This window comes from Arthrobacter sp. BGA-UO-ETr-C19 (assembly GCF_059568005.1).
Genome location: NZ_JCAQPC010000006.1, coordinates 135060 through 149022 on the forward strand (window position 1 = coordinate 135060; position 13963 = coordinate 149022).

At 64.9% G+C, this 13963-nt stretch carries 15 protein-coding genes; 5 read left to right on the forward strand and 10 right to left on the reverse strand.

Annotated elements, in window-relative coordinates; translation table 11 throughout:
- The first annotated feature begins 130 nt into the window (after nucleotides 1-130).
- Entirely contained in the window at nucleotides 131-1105 is a 975-nt protein-coding gene (locus AC57BR_RS01665) for an acyl-CoA thioesterase (RefSeq protein WP_496358053.1), read from the forward strand.
- Nucleotides 1106-1109: 4 nt separating this feature from the next.
- On the opposite strand, the gene dnaB is transcribed toward AC57BR_RS01665, so the two are convergent.
- A complete protein-coding gene (gene dnaB, locus AC57BR_RS01670) occupies nucleotides 1110-2495 on the reverse strand; it encodes a replicative DNA helicase (RefSeq protein WP_003800110.1) in 1386 nt (461 codons plus the stop codon).
- Nucleotides 2496-3202: 707 nt separating this feature from the next.
- Between dnaB and AC57BR_RS01675 the strand changes: the two genes are divergently transcribed.
- Nucleotides 3203-3613, forward strand: a complete 411-nt coding sequence (locus AC57BR_RS01675) for a hypothetical protein (RefSeq protein ID WP_496358054.1) — start codon at nucleotides 3203-3205, stop codon at nucleotides 3611-3613.
- A gap of 2 nt (nucleotides 3614-3615) precedes the next feature.
- Complete coding sequence (locus AC57BR_RS01680) at nucleotides 3616-4182, forward strand: hypothetical protein (protein ID WP_496358055.1); 567 nt, start codon at nucleotides 3616-3618, stop codon at nucleotides 4180-4182.
- A gap of 38 nt (nucleotides 4183-4220) precedes the next feature.
- On the opposite strand, the gene AC57BR_RS01685 is transcribed toward AC57BR_RS01680, so the two are convergent.
- Both AC57BR_RS01685 and AC57BR_RS01690 read right to left on the reverse strand, forming a co-directional pair.
- Complete coding sequence (locus AC57BR_RS01685; protein ID WP_496358056.1) at nucleotides 4221-4568, reverse strand: TFIIB-type zinc ribbon-containing protein; 348 nt, start codon at nucleotides 4566-4568, stop codon at nucleotides 4221-4223.
- A 37-nt stretch (nucleotides 4569-4605) separates the two neighbouring features.
- Nucleotides 4606-5232 carry an FMN reductase gene (locus tag AC57BR_RS01690; RefSeq protein ID WP_496358057.1) on the reverse strand — a complete coding sequence of 209 codons (627 nt, stop codon included), beginning with the start codon at nucleotides 5230-5232 and terminating at the stop codon, nucleotides 4606-4608.
- 108 nt (nucleotides 5233-5340) lie between these two features.
- Between AC57BR_RS01690 and AC57BR_RS01695 the strand changes: the two genes are divergently transcribed.
- Nucleotides 5341-5763 carry a DUF1801 domain-containing protein gene (locus AC57BR_RS01695; protein ID WP_496358058.1) on the forward strand — a complete coding sequence of 141 codons (423 nt, stop codon included), beginning with the start codon at nucleotides 5341-5343 and terminating at the stop codon, nucleotides 5761-5763.
- 121 nt (nucleotides 5764-5884) lie between these two features.
- Here the strand turns inward: AC57BR_RS01695 and rplI are convergent, their stop codons facing one another.
- From rplI to AC57BR_RS01720, 5 genes are all read right to left on the reverse strand, one after another.
- The gene (rplI, locus tag AC57BR_RS01700; RefSeq protein ID WP_011693939.1) at nucleotides 5885-6337 is read right to left on the reverse strand and encodes a 50S ribosomal protein L9; all 453 of its coding nucleotides are present in this window, start codon (nucleotides 6335-6337) and stop codon (nucleotides 5885-5887) included.
- Nucleotides 6338-6354: 17 nt separating this feature from the next.
- A complete protein-coding gene (gene rpsR / locus AC57BR_RS01705; protein WP_003800144.1) occupies nucleotides 6355-6594 on the reverse strand; it encodes a 30S ribosomal protein S18 in 240 nt (79 codons plus the stop codon).
- A gap of 130 nt (nucleotides 6595-6724) precedes the next feature.
- Nucleotides 6725-7306, reverse strand: a complete 582-nt coding sequence (locus AC57BR_RS01710; RefSeq protein ID WP_003800146.1) for a single-stranded DNA-binding protein — start codon at nucleotides 7304-7306, stop codon at nucleotides 6725-6727.
- Nucleotides 7307-7361: 55 nt separating this feature from the next.
- Nucleotides 7362-7667, reverse strand: a complete 306-nt coding sequence (gene rpsF / locus AC57BR_RS01715) for a 30S ribosomal protein S6 (RefSeq protein ID WP_003800148.1) — start codon at nucleotides 7665-7667, stop codon at nucleotides 7362-7364.
- A 238-nt stretch (nucleotides 7668-7905) separates the two neighbouring features.
- On the reverse strand, nucleotides 7906-10389 hold the full coding sequence (locus AC57BR_RS01720; protein WP_496358059.1) for a hypothetical protein: 2484 nt from the start codon (nucleotides 10387-10389) through the stop codon (nucleotides 7906-7908).
- Nucleotides 10390-10506: 117 nt separating this feature from the next.
- On the opposite strand from AC57BR_RS01720, the gene AC57BR_RS01725 reads away from it, so the two are divergent.
- Nucleotides 10507-10842 (forward strand): YnfA family protein, encoded by a 336-nt coding sequence (locus AC57BR_RS01725; RefSeq protein WP_496358060.1) that lies wholly within the window; start codon nucleotides 10507-10509, stop codon nucleotides 10840-10842.
- Nucleotides 10843-10941: 99 nt separating this feature from the next.
- Here the strand turns inward: AC57BR_RS01725 and AC57BR_RS01730 are convergent, their stop codons facing one another.
- On the reverse strand, nucleotides 10942-12372 hold the full coding sequence (locus AC57BR_RS01730) for an amino acid permease (protein WP_496358061.1): 1431 nt from the start codon (nucleotides 12370-12372) through the stop codon (nucleotides 10942-10944).
- A gap of 236 nt (nucleotides 12373-12608) precedes the next feature.
- Nucleotides 12609-13943: a M18 family aminopeptidase gene (locus tag AC57BR_RS01735; protein ID WP_496358062.1), complete on the reverse strand. Its 1335-nt coding sequence runs from the start codon at nucleotides 13941-13943 to the stop codon at nucleotides 12609-12611.
- Nucleotides 13944-13963: the final 20 nt, after the last annotated feature.

Below are 13963 nucleotides of genomic sequence, written 5' to 3' on the forward strand. Positions count from 1 at the left end.
CATTAGCGATTTCAGCCACTCCGCGTCTCGCATGACGCGGGATTCGGGGCCAGCGCGCCTTATGGCGCCGATGAGCGCGTTTGTGAAGGCCTGGATCTGCCCCAAGGACAGCTGTCAGTAAACTGCGACCATGAGCGAGACTGCCGCCAACTCAGTAACCCTCCGCTTCCTTGCCGCCCCCATGGACGTGGGCCACAGCGGATCCGTTGACGCCGGAACGGTGCTCGAGTGGGTGGACAAGGCGGCATATGCGGCCGCCGTCGGCTGGGCCAAGTCCTACTGCGTCACCGCCTATGTGGGGAACATTCACTTTGCAGACCCGGTGAACATCGGCGATATGGTCGAGGTCACCGCCACCATCGTCTACACCGGCCGTTCCTCCATGCATATCCGAACGGTAGTTTCCTCGGGGGACCCCAAGGGCGGGCCGGCTACCATGCGCAGCCAGTGCATGGTGATCTTTGTGGCGGTCGGCGAGGACGGGAAACCCGTCCCGGTGAAGCAGTTCGAGCCGGTAACGGCGGAGGAACTGGAACAGCGGGACCACGCCCTGGCACGGATCGGGATCCGCGAGCAGATCGTCAAAGCCATGAGCGCCCAGGAATATACAGATGCCGGCACCGCCGAGCGCGTCGTCCTGCGGTTCATGGCAGCCCCCACCGACGTGAACTGGGGCGGAAAAGTCCATGGCGGCATCGTCATGAAATGGATCGACGAGGCCGCATATGTTTGCGCCTCACGCTACTGCGGCCGGGACACGGTGGCCGTCTTCTCCGGCGGCGTGCGCTTCTACCGGCCGCTGCTGATCGGCCACGTGGTGGAGGTGGAGGCCCGGCTCGTCTACACAGGCACCAAGGGCATGCACATTGCCGTACATGTCCGGTCCGGGGACCCCAAGGGCCGTGAACTGAACCTGACCACGTACTGCCTCACCGTGATGGTTGCCCGCGACGCCGAGGGCAACTCGGTCGCCATCCCTGCATGGACCCCGGCGTCCGGAGAGGACAAGCGGCTGCACGCCCACGCGCGGGAGCTCCTGGAAATCAGGGCAGCAGCCCCGGGAAACAGGCTGCCCAACCACCTGCTGCAGTCACAACCGCACTAGCAGCCTAGAAGCCTCCGCCTCCGCCGGCATCTCCAGCCATGTTGGCGAACCGCGAGTAATGGCCCTGGAAGGCAACCACGATGTCCTTGGTGGGGCCGTTACGGTGTTTCGCCACGAGGATGTCTGCCTCACCGGCACGCGGGGACTCCTTGTCATAGACGTCCTCGCGGTGCAGCAGGATCACCATGTCGGCGTCCTGCTCGATGGACCCCGATTCACGCAGGTCCGAGACCATAGGGCGCTTGTCCTGTCGCTGCTCTGAACCACGGTTCAGCTGCGACAGCGCGATGACGGGGACCTGGAGTTCCTTGGCGAGCAGCTTCAGCGCACGGGAGAACTCGGAGACTTCCTGCTGGCGGGACTCCACCTTCTTGCCCGAACTCATGAGCTGCAGGTAGTCGAGGATCACGAGTTTGAGGTCATGCTGCTGCTTAAGGCGGCGGCACTTGGCCCGAATCTCCATGAGGGACATGTTGGGGCTGTCATCGATGAACAGCGGGGCATCGTTCATACGCCCCATGGTGGTGGCGATCTTGGACCACTGCTCATCCTTGATAGTGCCCTTGCGAAGGTCCTGCAGGCCGATGGTGGCCTCGGCCGACAGTAGACGCATGGCGATCTCGTTGCGGCCCATTTCCAGGGAGAACATCACCGTGCTTAGGTTGTTCTTGATGGCGGCCGAGCGGGCAAAGTCCAGCGCGAAGGTGGACTTACCCACGGCGGGCCGGGCGGCAATGACGATCATCTGGCCCGGATGCAGCCCGTGCGTCAGCTCGTCCAGCTCGTAGAAGCCGGTGGGAACACCCACCATGCCTTCGCCGCGGTGGCCGGAGGCCTCGATCTCATCCACCGTGGACTCCATGACGTCCTTCAGGACGACGTAGTCTTCCGCCGTGCGGCGCTCGGCGACCGCGTAGACCTCGGCCTGGGCCTGGTTGACCAGGTCTTCCACCTCGCCGTCCTGCCCGTACCCGAGCTGGACGATCTTGGTGCCGGCATTGACCAGCCGCCGGAGCACGGCGCGCTCGGCCACGATCTCGGCGTAGTAGCCTGCATTCGCGGCCGTGGGTACCGTCTGAATGAGCTCATGGAGGTAGGCCGGTCCGCCGATCCGGTTGATCTCGCCGCGTTTGGTCAGCTCATCGGACACCGTGACGGCGTCCGCGGGTTCGCCGCGGCCATAGAGGTCGATGACGGCCTCATAAATGGTTTCGTGGGCAGGGCGGTAGAAGTCCTGCCCACGCAGGATCTCAACCACATCCGCAATGGCGTCCTTGGAGAGCATCATGCCGCCCAGGACGGACTGTTCGGCGGGGATGTCCTGGGGAGGTTTACGGCTGCCTTCGGATTCGCGGGTACCTTCGATTGAGTCCAGGTGCGTAACTGACAAAGCTGCCGTCCTCCATTGTGTCCGCGGTCCGTGCAGGAGGACTGCGGCGCGTGTGCCGTGTGCCGTGGGTGGGTCGGGCAGCAAAATCTGCTGCCCGGGCTAATGCAACTACACCAGCAGGCCCTGACATTTTCGGTCCGGGCCGTTGAACCCCGGCGACGCCTCATCCACAGGTTTTCCACAGCGCAGCACGAATCTCCCGGAGTCCGGCTGTTCGCCGGCCCCGGTCTTCGAGTCTGAAGGGAAAACCCACCCGAATGGGGTGTCTCCGCTACGTTAGCGCCCGGCGGGCCACTCACAAAGCCCGCAGTTTCGCACCTCTGTGGATAACGTGTGCACAAGATACTCCTGCTTGTGCACAGCCTGTGGGCGAAGCTGTGGATAGAAATTTTATTTTTGGTATATATGCGGTCTGACGTGCGGAAACGTCCAAAATTCGCTGTGGACAAGTTTAAATTTTGCGTCAACCTTCATCCACAGCCTTAACCCGCCTGCTGGGGATACCGGCCGGTAAGTCCGCCACAGGAGGGCCTTTTTGCCGGCTACATTCCCACTTTGTGATACGGATCACCGGCATATGTCCGGACCGTCCACGCATGCATGCCGTCTGGACGAATCTTCCCGTCAGGGGTCATCACCGAAGGGCCGCACTATGCGCGGCCGGGCATATGCTGTGGATAACGCGGATCTGGCGTTAAGCTCTAGGTATGGGCGACGTTCTGACAGTCTTGGTTCCTGCCCTTGTCCTCGCCGCAGCCCTTTGGGCTTTCGCTACGGCACTGAAGCCGCGCGACGGGGGCATGTCCGACGCGGACCGCTACCAGCTGGATCTGGCCCGGCGTTCCCAGGCCCACTACGCAGCCCAGGTTCAGGCGGCCATGGCGGCCCGGGCACGCATAGAGGCTGCAGCCCTGCCAAGCCAGAACCGGCAGCAGCAGATCCAGCAGCAGAACCAGCATCCTGCGGCACTTGCGCCCGGGGCCGCCCTTGACCCGCAGCTGGCGCTGCAGCTGCAGACATTGGTGCGCAGCGGGCAGAAGCTCCAGGCCATCAGGCTCGTGCGCCAGGCTACCCATTCCAACCTTTTGACCGCCAAGCAATATGTAGATCGGCTGTAACCATGGAATCGCTCCTGATCCCCTTCCTGATCCTCGTGGCCGTCGCCGTCGCCGTGGCCCTCGCGGCACGCGCGTTGAGCCACCGCCGGCGGACAGTCAGGGAGCCGGCCAAACCGCCGGCGGAGTCCGCGGAGCTGGCCAGGGAAGCCGCAGCCAAGCTGTCGGAGGATGAACACAGGCGGCTGTATGCGCTCATCGCCCAGGGCCAGGCCATGGCGGCGATCAAGCTGTACTACGAGGTGTCGGGACAGGGCCTGCGCGCATCGCGGGACGCGGTGGCCGCGCTGGCAGCCCACCCGCAGCCTTTCCGCTCACCCGCCCAGGAGCCCAGCGAACCCGAAGACGACGAGGAGCCACCGCAGCGGTTCCCGTACCGGTATCGGGCCATTGCCAGTAAAGGCGATGTCACCCGGGAGGTCAGCAGCAACATGCTCAATGACGAGATTTACGGCCGCATCCGCACGCTCGCCAAGAGCGGCAATATCGAGGCAGCCGCCACCGCACTGACCCGGCACTCGGACATCACCATGAAGCAGGCGCGCGAATTCATCGCCCTGCTGGACGAGTAGCCGCGGCCGGGTGGCCGCGGGCATCTAGAAGCAGCCACCTAGAAGTCGAACAGGTCCCCCAGCCAGCCTTCCTTCTTCTTGTGGCGGCGGCTGTCATAGTCGCGGTCGTATCCCTTGCCGTGGCTGCGGTCGTCGTAGCGCGGCTGGTCACGCCGCGGTTCGACGTTGCGGTACAACGGGGGAGGAACCATGCCGGGGGCGGGTGACGCCGGAGCAGGGGGAACGGGCGCCGGAGGTGCCGCCGGCGCCCCCGCGTTGACCCGGTCGATGATCTTGTCCAGTTCGCCGCGGTCCAGCCACACGCCCCGGCACTGCGGGCAGTAGTCGATTTCCACCCCGCTGCGTTCGCTCATGACCAGGTCTGAAGAATCAATGGGACATTTCATGCCCGGCACAACGAGCGGGTGCTGCGATTAGTTCGCCTTACTGCCCGCCTGCGATCCCGGCCAGCAGCTGTTCAAAGGGCAGAGACTCCAGCACGGCCGGCCTGCGGCCCGGCTGGTCCCCCTCCAGGAGGCGGCTGAACTCTGCCGCCGCCCGGTCGATCCGCACCGAAAGGGGGTTTCCGCCGTCGTCCGTGTTTCCCCAGTCCTGCGGGCCTGCGAAGACGGCCGTGGCGGCCGTCCGTGTGCGCAAGTAGCTGAACAACGGGCGCATGGCGTGGTCGAGCACCATCTGGTGGCGGTCCGTTCCGCCGGTGGCCCCCAGGAGGGCCGCCTTGCCGTCCAGGGACTTGGGGTCGAGGACATCAATGAAGGACTTAAACAGCCCGCTGTAGGACGCGCTGAACACCGGTGAGACCGCGATGATGCCGTCGGAGGCCTCGACGCCGGCGATCACCTCTGCCAGCCGGGGCGGGGCAAAACCCGTGACGAAGTTGTTGGCAATGTCCACGGCCAGTTCGCGGAGTTCCACGACGTCCGTGGTCACCTCGTAGCCGGCGGCCGTCAGCTCCCGTGTGGCAGCGGCGGCCAGCTGGTCGGCCAGCAGGCGGGTCGACGACGGCACTCCCAGGCCGGCGGACAGAACGGTAAGGCGGCGGGTCTCCATGGCGGTCTCCTCTGGTTGGCTCTGTATATGCATTTGCATCTACTCCGTCAACCCGGGGCTGCCGGCCTTTATTCCGGTATCCACCGGACGGCCCACTACACTGCGTCCATGGCGGATAACAAGACACAGGTGACAGGGGTTTCGGCAGACGACTTCATCGCGGCGCTGGCGCATCCGGTGCGCCGGCAGGACGGCCTGCGCCTTCGCGCCCTCATGGCGGAGCTGACGGGCCAGGAACCGGAGATGTGGGGTCCCACCATCGTCGGTTTCGGCAGGGTGCACTATAAGTACGCCACCGGGCGCGAAGGGGACACTGCAGCGGTGGGGTTCTCTCCCCGCAAAGCCAGCCTCTCGCTGTATGGCCTTACGAACGCGCCGGAGTCGGCTGCGCTCCTCGACCGCCTGGGAAAACACAAAACGGGCGCCGGCTGCCTCTACATCAACAAGCTGGCCGATATCGATGAAGCCGTGCTGGCCGAGCTGATCAGCATCGGCTACCGCCACGGGACCACAGTCCTGCACAGCCGGTAGGCGGCCGGACGACGGCCGTGGGAACGACGAAGCCCCCGCCGTCGGCTTCCCGGAGGAATCCGACGGCGGGGGCCGTCAGCAGTTCAAGACTGCGGAGTTGATCCGGCAAATGCCGGATCGACTACTTGCCTGCGACTACGTCGAGTTCGATCACAGCGGCAACGTCGTCGTGCAGACGGACGTTGGCCTGGTAGGAACCGACCGACTTGATGTGAGCCGGCAGTTCCACCTTGCGCTTGTCGATGCGGCCGAGGCCAGCGGCCTCAACAGCGTCGGCCACGTCGCCCTGCTTGACGGTGCCGAACAGGCGTCCGGTCTCGCCAGCCTTGACAACGAGCTTGACCGGCTTAGCGGAGAGTGCAGCAGCCTGCTTCTGAGCGTCTTCCAGGGAAGCGTGCTCGCGGGCAACGCGGGCAGCCTTGATGGACTCAACCTGCTTCTCGCCACCCTTGGACCAGGTCAGGGCGAAACCGCGGGGCAGCAGGAAGTTACGTGCGTAACCGTCCTTGACCTCGACAACGTCGCCAGCAGCACCGAGACCGGTTACTTCGTGGGTCAGAATGAGCTTTGCCATGTTAGTTAATCCCTTCCTTAGCCGCGGCCAGCGCCGGAGTAAGGCAGCAGAGCAACTTCGCGGGCGTTCTTGATTGCCTGGGCGATCTTGCGCTGTTCCTGCACCGTGACGCCAGTGACGCGACGGGCGCGGATCTTTCCGCGGTCGGAGATGAACTTGCGCAGCAATGCTACGTCCTTGTAGTCGATGACAGTGATGTCAGCGGCCTTCAAGGGGTTGGACTTTGGTTTGGGCTTACGGAGTTCAGCCTTAGCCATCGTGGAGCTCCTATTCTATGGAGCCCGTGAATCGTGATCCACGGGATGGTGGTGGTCCGATCGCGGCCTGCCCAGGGCGTGCCGTGTGGAACGCTCTGGCGGAAGCTGCGCCGGACCTTTGTTTTGTTGTTTAGAAGGGAGGTTCGGAATCCGGGCCGTTGCCCCAGCCGCCGCCCGCATTGCTGACTCCGGGCGTGGCCCATGGGTCATCCTGCGCTGCTGCGGGCTGGTTGCCGCCCCAGTTTCCTCCGGTGTTGCCGCCCTGGTTTCCACCCTGGCCGCCACCGAATCCACCGCCACCGAAACCGCCGCTATTGCCGCCGCCGAAGCCGCCCTGGCCGCCGGAGCGCTGGGTGCGGTTGACCTTGGCATTGGCGTAACGCAGGCTCGGGCCGATTTCGTCGACTTCGAGCTCGATAACGGTGCGCTTTTCGCCTTCTTTTGTTTCGTAGGAACGGCTCTTCAGGCGGCCGGAAACAATCACGCGGGTGCCCTTGGTGAGGGACTCGGCGACGTTCTCTGCTGCCTCGCGCCAGACCGAAGCGCGGAGGAACAGGGTTTCCCCGTCCTTCCACTCGTTGGACTGGCGGTCGAAGGTGCGAGGCGTGGACGCGATGGTGAAGTTCGCTACTGCCGAACCTGACGGTGTGAACCTCAGTTCGGGGTCATTGGTGAGATTACCGATGACCGTAATAGTGGTTTCGCCTGCCATCTACTGCCTCCTTGTTCGTTCCTGCGGGGTAAAGAATGAAAGTTGTGAGCTGAAGTTACTCAGCAACAACCTTCTGCTCTTCGGGGCGGATGATCTTGGTACGCATGATGGTCTCGTTGAGACCCAGCTGGCGGTCAAGTTCCTTGGCGGTAGCCGGCGTCGCGGTGAAGTTCACCACGGCGTAGATACCTTCGGACTTCTTCTTGATGTCGTAAGCCAGACGGCGACGGCCCCAGATGTCAACCTTTTCGATGGTTCCACCATCGTTGGTGATGACGTTCAGGAACTTCTGAAGCGACGGCTCTACGGTACGCTCTTCGACCTCGGGGTCGATTATTACCATCAATTCGTAAGGACGCATATGTGAACCCACCTCCTTTGGGCTAAGCGGTTACGGTATTTCCGTAACAGGAGGTTCATTTGCGATGCCGTGCACGCCCGCATCCAAAAATGGACCAGGGCGCAGCACAGACTTCACTATCTTAGTGCATCGGGGCGGAATTCCCGATTCGGACAGCTCCAAGGCTACTGGCCCCGATGGCGGGCCGGAAGCGGCGGGCCGGCTATGTGGAAAACCGCGCATGCGGGAAGCCGCGGCGTCAGAACCTTGAAAGGCTCACCAGTACCTTGCCTGACCCGACCGAGACGTTGCCCCTGACGTGGAACTGGACCTGGTCCGTCTCCTTTTCCCACTCGGGGTTCGCCTTGCTGAAGGAGGCATTTCGCTCGTAGGACACCGTGGCCTCGCCGGCTTTTCCGCCACTGAGCCGCCATGTCCCGTCGAACGACCGGTCGATCGCGTAGTCAGGATCGGCGGTAACCGACCACTTGACGTTCCGGACATCGCCGAAGGCAAACCAGGAGAACGGGCATCCCTCCGGTTCAAGTTCGGTGGATTTCTCGCAGGCGGCGAGGGCGGCGGCCACCTGCCGGGACGTTTCGGACACCAGCGCATCCGAGGCCTTGACGGTGAGCCTGGCCACCTCGGGCGCCTGCGGCAGGGACTCGCCAGAGACCACCACCTGCTGGTCGTCGGCTGCAACGTATTTCTCGTCGTCGGGGAGGCCCACGGAGTAGGTACCGGGAAACGCCGGAAGGCTGATGTTTGTGCCAAAAGCAGTGGCCTCATTTTGACCCGCGGTGACAGTTACACCGTTGACCGCGACAGCAGCCAGGGGAGCATCGGCGGACACGGTGACGTGCTGCAGAGGGAACGCCTCAAGCTTCCAGTGGTCGTCCAAAAGCGCGGGCTGGTTCTTGGCGAGGGCGAACGTCTGCTCGTACTTGCGCCCGCCCTGCCTCAGTTCGGCACGGACCTGCGCAGACTCACCGGAAATCCTGGTGGAAATAATCGAGAAGCCGTCGATGCGGTTCGCTGCGGCACCGAGAACCTCATTCGTCAGGAGGGTCCGCTCCTCATTGGGCACGTCAGGATCCAGAATTTCCAGTGCTTTCCGCGCATCGCCGTCAACGAGTGCCTGGGCGTAGTCCTTCACCGGCTGGTCCGGACCGGGTTTGACAGCATTGACCGTCACCACGGAACCGACGGCCAGCACCATGACGGCGGCTGCCACCAGCAGGCGCTTCCTGCCCTTGGGCGTAAGCTGCCGTTCAGCAGGGGCGGTCGCCGCAGGACCGGCTACACCCGGCCGGCTTTCCCCGGCCGGCTGATTCGCCACCCCGCCGCCGGCTGCCGCGCCCGGCTGGGTGACTGCACGGCGGGCAGGGAGGACACGGGCCAGCCGCTGCAGCCGGTCCGGCACCACCGGCACCAGGTAAGGCGCCAGGAAGCGTGCCGCAACTTCGACCAGCAGCCCCCAGCCGAGGAAGACGGCCGGCGACCACCACGCCGGTGCCAGGACATATTGCCCGGCAGCGAGTCCCGGTGCGTCAAAGTCTGCGCGGACGGTCAGGAGCGGCAACAGAAGCAGTCCCAGCAGGAGGAACCCGGCGGGCACGGGCACCCATGACCGGAGGTCACCGTGTGGAACCGGTCCCCTACGCAGCAGAACGCAAAAGCCCGAAATGACCGTGCAGACCAATACCAGTGCCAGCGCCCCCCAGGCAGCGCCAGCGGTGTCCGTGCCTGCTGCGTCAGCACCGAAGCCGTAAATGGTCTGGTCCTCGTTCAGGCTCGGCTGCGCCCCGAAAATCTGCGTCGTTTCTGACAGCACGCGGAGGCCTCCGAGGTGGCCGGCTACCAGGCCGTAACCCGCCGCGTTGCCGATCAGCAGCGGACCGGACAGCAGGGCAGCCCAGCCGCCGGAGACGGCGGCAGTGATCCATGCCGCAGGTACGGCGATAGCCGAAAAAACTGCCGTGTGTACAGCGACGACGGCCAGCGGCAGGTTCAGCCTTCCGCGAAGGAGGGACGCACCGGCGTACGCCGCGCGCCGCGAATATGCAGCGTTACGGGACAGCGCAGAGAGCCCTGCAGCAAGAAGAAAGGCGACAAAAACAGGCCATCCGCCGGCTGCTGAAATGGGATCGACGCTGAATCCGCCCCCGGCGGGGAAACGGACGGCAGCGGCCGCAGCCACGCCGTTGACCAGCAGCGCGAAGACCGTACCGCTGACTGCGGACTGCAGCAGGAGCTGCGGGCGGCCAGCAGAAGGAAACCGCAGTTCCGCCAGGCGGCTGGCCAGATAGATGCCCGCAGCACTGACCAGCAGCACAGCCAGCGGGACTGCGTAGATGTGGCCCTCGCCCCGGACGGACCCAAGAAAGGGCACCACACCTGCCACGGCGGTGCCCGCACTGCCCAAATGCGCCATGGCCACCAGCTGGGCGGTCAGTTGGCCCAGCTGGGACCAGGCGTCCGGTGCCTGCTCCGCGGCAATTGCGGCGCCCAGTGCGGGAATCTGGTTGCCCTGGCTGGCGGCAATACCTGCCAGTGACAGGACCACGGTTGCGAGGCTGAACATGTACACCGCGACGTAGGAAGCAGCCGCAGCGGCAGAGCCGGTCCAAAGCAGGCGGAAATCGAAGAATGAAATGCCCGGTCGTGCGGCGGGAGGTGTTCCAGGTTGATGCGCCGGAAGATCGGGCACGGCGGGCGCGGAAACAGGTGGTTGTTGCGACATTTTCCCCAGATTTCTGTCGGACTCTCACTGATGCTGTGAATCTAGGGGGAATCCGGCGCCGGCGCCAGTCATACGGCCCGAGGCTGTGGACAACTCCCGGCGCGGAATACTGGAGCCATGACGATTGCGAAATCCGTGCTCCTTTTCACCCTGGCTGCCGTGGCGGAGATCGGCGGAGCCTGGCTGATCTGGCAGGCCGTGCGGGAGGACAAGGCGTGGTGGTGGGCCGGACTCGGGATCGTGGCGCTGGGGTTTTACGGCTTCGTGGCCGCTTTCCAGCCGGACGCGCACTTTGGCCGTGTCCTTGCAGCGTACGGCGGGGTCTTCATCGTCGGGTCCCTGGCCTGGGGCATGCTTCTTGACGGGTTCCGGCCCGACCGCTGGGACCTTATTGGTGCTGCCGTGTGCCTGGTTGGTGTTGCCGTGATCATGTTCGCCCCACGGCAGGGCTAGCGCCCCGCACGGAAAACCGTCCGTCCAACAGAAAACCATCCGCCCGCCAGCCGGGAGGCCGTGCGGACGGATGGTTCCAAAAGAGCTGCCGAGGCGTGGTTACGACGCCGGGCCGGACCCCACGCCTGCATCCGCGGTTTTCGGCGACGTTTCGGAGCCGGCCGGCACCTCAGCCCGGCCCGGACCGCCCTTGCGGTAGCGCCACACGCCGATGCCGACCACCACGACGGCCAGGGCCACGGAAAGCAGGAGCGACTCGCGGGTGGAATCCAGGATCACCATGCCGATGATGAGCGCCACGATGCTGCCGATCGCCAGCCAGGTGAGGTAGGGGAAGAACCACATCTTCAGCGACAGATCCTTCGCGGCCGCCCCCATCCGGCGGCGCAGCACCATCTGGGACGCTGCAATGACCAGCCAGACAAAGAGCGCGATGGCGCCGGAGGTGTTCACCAGGAACAGGAAGACCGTGTCCGGGGCGATGTAGTTCAGTCCCACGGTGATGAAGCCCACCACAGTGGATGCCAGCACTGCTGCGGCGGGCACGCCCCGCTTGGAGATGCGGGTCCAGGACTTCGGGGCGTCCCCGCGCAGCGAGAGCGAGAAGAGCATGCGGCTGGCCGTGTAGAGGCCCGAGTTCAGGCAGGACAGTACCGAGGTAAGCACCACGACGTCCATGATGGTGCCCGCGCCGGGGATACCGAACAGTTCAATGACCGCGACATACGGGCTCTTGGCAACGTTGGCGGAGTTCCAGGGGAGCAGCGTGACAACGATCGCGATCGAGCCGATGTAGAAGACAAGGATGCGCCAGACGGTGGACTTCACGGCCTTCTTGACTGCTTCAACCGGGTTTTCGGATTCACCGGCCGCGATGGTGGCGATTTCAGCGCCGAAGAACGCGAAGACCACCACGAGGATTCCGGCCAGGACGGCTCCAGGGCCGTTGGGGAGGAAGCCGCCGTTGCCCGTCAGGTTGCTCAGGCCCGGCGCAGGGACGCCCGGAACCAGGCCCAGGATCGCCGCCACACCGAAAAGGAGGAACAGGATAATGGCCGTGACCTTGATGGAAGCGAACCAGAACTCGAACTCTCCGTAGGACTTCACGGAGCCCAGGTTGGTCAGCGTGAGCAGGACCATGAGCGCCAGCGCCCAGACCCACTGGTCGATGCCGGGCACCCACCGGTGCATGATGGCCGCGCCGGCCGTGGCTTCGATGCCCAGCACAATGATCCAGAACCACGCATAGAGCCAGCCGATGCTGAAGCCCGCCCAGCGGCCCAGCGCCTTGTCTGCGTAGGTGGAGAAGGAACCGGTTTCGGGGTTCGCGGCCGCCATCTCGCCAAGCATCCGCATGACGAGGATGACCACGATGCCGGCGGCCATGTAGGCCAGCAGGATACCGGGACCGGCCTGCTGGATGGCCGCGCCGGAGCCGACGAACAGGCCGGCGCCGATGACGCCCGCAATGGCAATCATCGACAGGTGCCGGGGTTTTAGGGATTTCGACAGTTGTTGGTCAGCGTGCATGGCTGCGCCATCCTCGTTTTGATTGCAGGTTTTGGGCAGTGGCCGGGCGGCAGAGTCTGTGCCGGGGACCACACTGTGCGTTTCACACTAAGGGAGCCGGGGGCAGGTCCGGGCTGTGCAAAGACACAGTTTACGGCAATCGGAAACGGGCACATTTCCAGCCACGCACCCATGGAAGCAACAAATGTTGCCTATAAGGCACTTCTGTAACCGCGTGGAAATCTGTCCCGTGCGTACTAGGCGTGCGCTGCGGCTCCAAAGAACAGCTCAGTCACCCTGGCAAGGCGGTGCGGATCCTCCACGCCACAAAGCTCCCGGGCCGAGTGCATCGACAGCAGGGGAACACCCACGTCCACTGTCCTGATGCCCAGCCGGGTGGCCGTCAGCGGGCCGATCGTGGAACCGCACGGCATGGTGTTGTTGGAGACAAACTCCTGGAAGGGAACTCCGGCCTCGCCGCACAGCCGCGCCCAGAGTGCAGCCCCGGCGGCGTCGGTGGCGTACCGCTGGTTGGCGTTGATCTTGAGCAGCGGCCCGCCGTTGAGGACGGGGCGGTTGACGGGGTCATGCCGTTCGGCATAGTTGGGGTGGACGGCGTGGCCGGCGTCGGCAGAAACACAGAACGACGCCGCGAACGCCTGCCGCCGCTGGCTCGCCGAGGCGCCCAGCCCGTCTGAGATCCGGACCAGAATGTCTTCCACGACCGGCCCGCAAGCCCCGGACCGGGACGCCGACCCGATTTCTTCGTGGTCGAAGGCGGCAAGCACCGCAATCGGTGCCGTTGCCCGGGAAGCCTCCCGGCCGCCGTCGGAAGCGTCAGCGTGCGCGATGAGCGCCGTTATCCCGGCGTGCGTGGCGGACAGATTGTCCAGGCGCCCGGAGGCGAAGAATTCACTTCTGACCCCGAAAACCGCAGGCGGCTGCGTGTCCGCGATGACGACGTCGTACCCGCCGATCCGGGCCGGGTCAACGGGCGTGCTCGCGCCGGACACCCGGCCGGCCAGCAACGCCAGCAGGTCCTCCCCGCCAGGATCGCCGAGCCCGAACACCGGGTTCATGTGCTGCTGTTTGTCGAGGGTGAGGCCTTCGTTCACGGCCCGGTCAAGGTGGATCGCCAGCTGCGGAAAGCGCAGCAGCGGACCGGTGGCGGTCAGGTGCTGCGTGCCGTCGAGCATCACGAGGCGCCCGGCCAGCTGCAGTTCCCGGTCCAGCCAGGAGTTCAGCAGCGGGCCGCCGTAGACCTCCACGCCGGCCTGGAGCCACCCGAAACGGCCCGTGGTCGGCTTGGGCTTGAGCTTGAACGACGGCGAATCCGTGTGGGCGCCCAGGATATTGAAGCCGGTGGTGGGTCCGGCACCGTCGGGCGTGACCCAGGCGATGAGCGCACCGTCCCGAACCACGTAGAACCTGCCTGCCGCGGCGTCCCAGGGCTGCAGCTCGTCCAGGCCGGTGAAGCCGGCCTCCGCCAGCCGCCGGGCGCCCTCGTGGGCGGCGTGAAAGCTCGACGGCGAGGCGCTGACGTAGTCGCCCAGGTCCCGGATGTGCTCTGCGGGGGAGGAATGGAGAGGCATGGCTCCGAGTCTAGCGTTGG

Bases quoted from the DNA above. Each gene is read 5' to 3' on its own strand.
- AC57BR_RS01735 (WP_496358062.1), bottom strand. From the start codon at position 13,943: ATGCCTCTCCATTCCTCCCCCGCAGAGCACATCCGGGACCTGGGCGAC.
- AC57BR_RS01665 (WP_496358053.1), top strand. From the start codon at position 131: ATGAGCGAGACTGCCGCCAACTCAGTAACCCTCCGCTTCCTTGCCGCC.
- AC57BR_RS01690 (WP_496358057.1), bottom strand. From the start codon at position 5,232: ATGGAGACCCGCCGCCTTACCGTTCTGTCCGCCGGCCTGGGAGTGCCG.
- rpsR (WP_003800144.1), bottom strand. From the start codon at position 6,594: ATGGCTAAGGCTGAACTCCGTAAGCCCAAACCAAAGTCCAACCCCTTG.
- AC57BR_RS01730 (WP_496358061.1), bottom strand. From the start codon at position 12,372: ATGCACGCTGACCAACAACTGTCGAAATCCCTAAAACCCCGGCACCTG.
- AC57BR_RS01675 (WP_496358054.1), top strand. From the start codon at position 3,203: ATGGGCGACGTTCTGACAGTCTTGGTTCCTGCCCTTGTCCTCGCCGCA.
- rpsF (WP_003800148.1), bottom strand. From the start codon at position 7,667: ATGCGTCCTTACGAATTGATGGTAATAATCGACCCCGAGGTCGAAGAG.
- AC57BR_RS01725 (WP_496358060.1), top strand. From the start codon at position 10,507: ATGACGATTGCGAAATCCGTGCTCCTTTTCACCCTGGCTGCCGTGGCG.
- AC57BR_RS01710 (WP_003800146.1), bottom strand. From the start codon at position 7,306: ATGGCAGGCGAAACCACTATTACGGTCATCGGTAATCTCACCAATGAC.
- AC57BR_RS01685 (WP_496358056.1), bottom strand. From the start codon at position 4,568: ATGAAATGTCCCATTGATTCTTCAGACCTGGTCATGAGCGAACGCAGC.
- rplI (WP_011693939.1), bottom strand. From the start codon at position 6,337: ATGGCAAAGCTCATTCTGACCCACGAAGTAACCGGTCTCGGTGCTGCT.
- AC57BR_RS01720 (WP_496358059.1), bottom strand. From the start codon at position 10,389: ATGTCGCAACAACCACCTGTTTCCGCGCCCGCCGTGCCCGATCTTCCG.
- AC57BR_RS01695 (WP_496358058.1), top strand. From the start codon at position 5,341: ATGGCGGATAACAAGACACAGGTGACAGGGGTTTCGGCAGACGACTTC.
- AC57BR_RS01680 (WP_496358055.1), top strand. From the start codon at position 3,616: ATGGAATCGCTCCTGATCCCCTTCCTGATCCTCGTGGCCGTCGCCGTC.